The organism is Streptomyces sp. MZ04 (genome assembly GCF_004684775.1).
Lineage (GTDB): Bacteria > Actinomycetota > Actinomycetes > Streptomycetales > Streptomycetaceae > Streptomyces.
In genome coordinates this window covers 1-4,432 of the sequence record NZ_SRIC01000445.1, presented here as the reverse complement: position 1 = coordinate 4,432, position 4,432 = coordinate 1, and the positions used below count along the sequence as shown (strand labels likewise).

The following is a 4,432-nucleotide window of genomic DNA, read 5'->3' as shown; positions in this document are numbered from 1 at the left end:
GGTCAGGGGTCGGGGCAGGTGTCGGGTCAGGTGTCGGATCCGGTGTCGAGAGTGGCGTCGCATCCGCCGCGGAGAGCGAGGAAAGCTGATGCGCGTTCTGATCACCGCGGCCGGTTCGTACGGCGATGTCGCGCCGTACGCCGGACTGGGCGCCCGGCTGCGCGAAGCGGGCCACGACGTCGCCCTCGCCACCCAGGAGACCTTCGCGCCCCTCGTCCGCGCAGCGGGCCTCACCTTCCGTCCGCTGCCCGCCGACCCGCACGCTTCCGGGGGCGGAAGCGGCGGCAAGCGGGAGCTGCTGCGGGCGGCCGCTTCGTTCGTACGCGAACTGGGGTCCGGGCTCCTCGACGCGGCGGAGCACGGCGGCGGCGCCGACGTCCTGCTGCTCTCGACGACCACCGCCCCGCTCGGCTGGCACCTGGCAGAGGCCATGGACGTACCGACCCTGGGCGTGTACCTGCAACCCACGCACCCCACCCGCGAGTTCGCGCCGGTGGTCAGCGGCGCCCGTTCCCTGGGCGGCCCGGGCAACCGCGCGATGGGCCGCTTCTCGCTGCGGATGGCGGACCGCGTCTACGCCGACGCCGTAAGGGACCTGCGCAGCCGACTCGGCCTGCCCGCTGCCGCGCCCGGAGCCGTCCGGCGTCGGAGGGAAGAGGCGCAGTGGCTGGTCCTGCACGGCTTCAGCACGGCCGTGGTGCCCCGGCCCGGAGACTGGCGCGACGGCCTGGACGTCGTCGGCAACTGGTGGCCGCGCCACGACCCGGGCAACGCGCTGCCCGCCGCCTTCGAGGACTTCCTGCGGGCGGGCCCGCCGCCCGTCTTCATCGGCTTCGGCAGCATGGCCGCCGGCGAGGGCGAACGGCTGAGCGAGATCGCCGTGGCTGCCCTGCGCAGGGCCGGACTGCGCGGAGTGCTCCAGGAGGGCCGGGCCGGGCTGATGGCGCAAGGCGACGACATCCTCACCGTCGACGAGGTGCCCCACGCGCTGCTCTTCCCGAGGATGGCCGCGGTCGTCCACCACGCGGGAGCGGGCACCACGGCGGCGGCGCTGCGGGCCGGGGTCCCCGCGATCCCCGTCCCCGTCATGGCCGACCAGCCGTTCTGGGCCGCCCGCGTGGCCGCCGTGGGTGCCGCCACCACGCCGATCCCCTTCAAGGAGCTCGCAGTGGAGCGCCTTGCCGAGCAGCTCGGCCGAGCGGTGAGCGAGGAGCAGTTGAAGGCGGCCGCCGGGGGGATCGCCCGCCGGATGGAGGCGGAGGACGGTGCCGGTCAAGTCCTCAAGGCGGTGGAGGGGTTGGCTCCCTAAGCGGCTTTGGCGAAGTCCGGTGCGCTGCGGGCGCGCCCCCGAAGGGGCGCGAGGAACTGCGCGACCAGCCACGGCACAGCCGCGGACGGGCGACGGCACCTCGTGGCACTTCCCGCGGAGCGCGAGCGGTTCCGTGCGAAGACGACGACGCGCAGCACCACGAACCGCGCGACACCGGCGAGCGCGGATGCGGACAGGTAGACGACCTGCTCGAGCACCGCACCGGGCGCCGCCACGACTTGCTGCAGGACAAGCATCGCCCCGCAGGTCACCGCGTACGCGGCCGCCGCTGACCCGGCCGACTGCGTGTGCTGGCGCCACGTCGCGCGGCCGCCCGCTCCGAAGGTGAAGCGGGCGTGCAGCTCGGTGGCGAGGAGCGTGGAGACCGCGGTGACCAGGGCGTTGGCAAGGGCCCAGGGAACCCAGGAGGCGAGACCCGCGACGGCGAAACTGGAGGCGATCCCCACCCCGCCACCGCAGAGCACGAAGCGCGCGAAGGCGGTTAAGGCGCCGGGCCCCGCGTGCTCCTGACTCTGTGCTGTCTCCATGATCCGACCCCCTGAATGGCTCACTCCGTGAAACGCGCACCCCTCGGCCTGCGAGGCAGAGGGGTGCGCCGCTCGTGATGCCATCATGGCGCACGCGTGGCACCACTGCGAGCTATTTATGGCGCAGCCCTAGTCCACGATGGCGCCACAGGAGATGTTGATGCCGGTGGAGGTGATGGTGCGGGCCTTGTCGGACGCCACGAAGGCCGCGGTGTCACCCACGTCGCTCAGCGTCGCCGTGCGGGGGAGCGGCGTCGCCTCCTGAAGGCCCGCGGCGATCTCCGCCGCCCCGGGGAAGCCTTCGGGCAGTGATTCGGGCACGCCTCCCGTCTTGAGGGTGACGACGCGCACGCCGGACGGGCCGAGTTCACAGGCCCACTGGCGGCGCAGCCCCTCGAGCGCGTCGAGCGCGACCCTCTCGGCCGGCGGCTGCTGCACATCGCCGTACCCGATGACATTGAACGAGATGTCGATGCGCCCCTCGCGCGCGGCGATGCCGTCGACGTAGGTGTCGACGGCATCCTCGTCCAGGGCGTCGACGACGCCCGTCTCCGCCACGCCGCCCTGCGCGCGGATCGCGTCGGCGAGGGTGTCCAGCGTCTTGCCGGTGCGTCCGGCGATGTGGACCCGCGCGCCCTCGCGGGCGAAGGCGCGCGCCACCGCGCCGCCGATCGGCCCTCCGGCCCCGTACAGCACGGCCACCTTGTTCTCGAGCGGCATGTCCCCGTCCCTCCTCGTGGTGCGAGTCCGGTGCGGTCCGGATCTCGGAAGGTACGTCGGGACGGGCCGCCGGATTTCGACATCCGGCGGCGAGTCGCCGCTACCGCACCTCCTCGCCGCCCACGACGACCAGCTCCGCCCGCGTGCCGGGAATGTCCTCGGGGCGTACGCGGAGAATGTCGCGGGACAGGACGACGAAGTCGGCGAGCTTGCCGACGGTCAGGGAGCCCCGGTCGTCCTCGAGGAAGTTGGCGTACGCGGACCCCATCGTGTAGCCGTGGATCGCGGTCTCCACGTCGAGCGTCTCGTGTGGCTGCCAGGGTTCGCCGCCGTCCAGGGGGCGTCGGGTCAGGGCCGTGTAGATGCCGGCCATCGGGTCCATCTCGGCCACGTTCCAGTCGCTGGAGAGGGCGAGCACGGCACCGGCCTCATGCAGGCTGCGCATCGGCCAGGCCTTGTGCCAGCGCTCGGCGCCGACGTTCTCGGCCCAGTCCTGGCCGGGCCCCGCGATCTCGGGGGCGCAGTGACGCGGCTGCATACAGGCGACGACACCGAGTTCGGCGAAGCGCGGGGTGTCGGCGGGGTCCAGGCACTCGACGTGGACGACCTGGTGGCGGGCGTCCCGCGGACCGTTGACGGAGCGGGCGTGCTCGACGGCGTCCAGGACCGTGCGGATGCCCCGGTCACCCGTGGCGTGCACGAAGCACTGGAAGCCGCGGGCGTCGAGCTTGGCGAGCAGTTCCGCGAACTCGTGCGGGGGATAGAACGTGTCGCCCCGGTGCCGCCCGCACCCGATATAGGGCTCGAGGAGCGCGGCCGTGCGCGGCTCGACGACATCGTCGATGTACAGCTTGAGCGGGCCGACCCGCAGCCGGTCGTCGGCGAAGTCCCGCGCGGCCGCCGCGAAGTCGTCCAGGTCCGCGTCGGTCGTACCGCGCGGATGGAAGAGCGCGGCGACAATGCGCGAACGCAGCCGCCCCTCCGTCCGGGCGCGGCTGAACAGGGCCAGGTCGTCCAGGGAGTTCTGCGGCTCGACGACCGTGGTGATGCCGTACCCGATCGCGTCGTCCAGGCTCTTGGCCAGACGCCCGTACTGCCGGTCGGTGGAGGCCCACGGCACCCCGAGCGCGTGCAGCGCCCGGTGGCCGTCGCGGGAGAGCCCCTTGATCGCGAAGTCCTTGATGAAACCGGTGGGTTCGCCGGTCGCCGGGTCGGTCTCGGCACGGCCGAACGGCAGCGACGTACGGTCGCGGTCGACCCCGAGGCGGCGCAGCGCGGCCGTGTTGAGCCAGGCGGTGTGGACGTCGTAACTGAGGACGAAGGCGGGGGTGTCCCCGGTGACGGGGTCGAGGTCGGCGGCGTTCGGCATGCGGCCGCCGGGTATCGCGGAGTAGTCGAAGGCCTCGGCCTCGATCCAGTCGGCGTCCGGGTTCTGGTCGCGCCAGGCGCGGACGCGGTCGTGGATCTCGGTGAGGGTGCGGGCCCCGGCGAGCTGTACGCAGGCGTCGTCGGAGCCGAGGCGCACGTGGTTGTGGGCGTCGATGAAGCCCGGCAGGACAAGACGTCCGAGCCCGTCGAAGACGCGGGTGCCCTCACCCGTCCAGGAGTTCGCCTCCTCGTCAGGACCGAGCCACACGATGCGCCCGTCGCGCACGGCCAGGGCCTCGGCCGATGGAAGGTCGGGGTCGACGGTGTGGATGCGGGCGTTGCGCAGGACGAGATCGGCGGGGCCCGGGGTGGTGCTGGTCATCAGAGGTGAACTCCTGGGGTGGTGCGGATGGTGGTGCGTGTCGTGCGGTGACGAGGAGTGCTTCACGTCGAGAGGGGTGCTTCACGTCGACGGGGAGGCGGGAGC

General features: G+C 72.9%; 4 protein-coding genes. 1 reads left to right on the top strand and 3 read right to left on the bottom strand.

Going from position 1 to position 4,432, the window contains the following annotated elements; genetic code table 11:
• Nucleotides 1-88: 88 nt before the first annotated feature.
• On the top strand, nucleotides 89-1,309 hold the full coding sequence (locus E2651_RS41470; RefSeq protein WP_135336437.1) for a glycosyltransferase: 1,221 nt from the start codon (nucleotides 89-91) through the stop codon (nucleotides 1,307-1,309).
• On the opposite strand, the gene E2651_RS41465 is transcribed toward E2651_RS41470, so the two are convergent.
• From E2651_RS41465 to E2651_RS41455, 3 genes are all read right to left on the bottom strand, one after another.
• Nucleotides 1,306-1,857 (bottom strand): hypothetical protein, encoded by a 552-nt coding sequence (locus E2651_RS41465; protein WP_245239537.1) that lies wholly within the window; start codon nucleotides 1,855-1,857, stop codon nucleotides 1,306-1,308. The two genes, E2651_RS41470 and E2651_RS41465, sit on opposite strands and share 4 nt — an antisense overlap.
• Nucleotides 1,858-1,986: 129 nt before the next feature.
• Nucleotides 1,987-2,577 (bottom strand): SDR family oxidoreductase, encoded by a 591-nt coding sequence (locus tag E2651_RS41460; RefSeq protein ID WP_135336436.1) that lies wholly within the window; start codon nucleotides 2,575-2,577, stop codon nucleotides 1,987-1,989.
• 100 nt (nucleotides 2,578-2,677) lie between these two features.
• Nucleotides 2,678-4,327, bottom strand: a complete 1,650-nt coding sequence (locus E2651_RS41455) for an amidohydrolase (RefSeq protein WP_135336435.1) — start codon at nucleotides 4,325-4,327, stop codon at nucleotides 2,678-2,680.
• Between the last annotated feature and the right edge of the window lie 105 nt (nucleotides 4,328-4,432).

Coding starts and splice junctions, on each gene's coding strand:
- E2651_RS41460 (WP_135336436.1), bottom strand. CDS start 2,577: ATGCCGCTCGAGAACAAGGTGGCCGTGCTGTACGGGGCCGGAGGGCCG.
- E2651_RS41470 (WP_135336437.1), top strand. CDS start 89: ATGCGCGTTCTGATCACCGCGGCCGGTTCGTACGGCGATGTCGCGCCG.
- E2651_RS41455 (WP_135336435.1), bottom strand. CDS start 4,327: ATGACCAGCACCACCCCGGGCCCCGCCGATCTCGTCCTGCGCAACGCC.
- E2651_RS41465 (WP_245239537.1), bottom strand. CDS start 1,857: ATGGAGACAGCACAGAGTCAGGAGCACGCGGGGCCCGGCGCCTTAACC.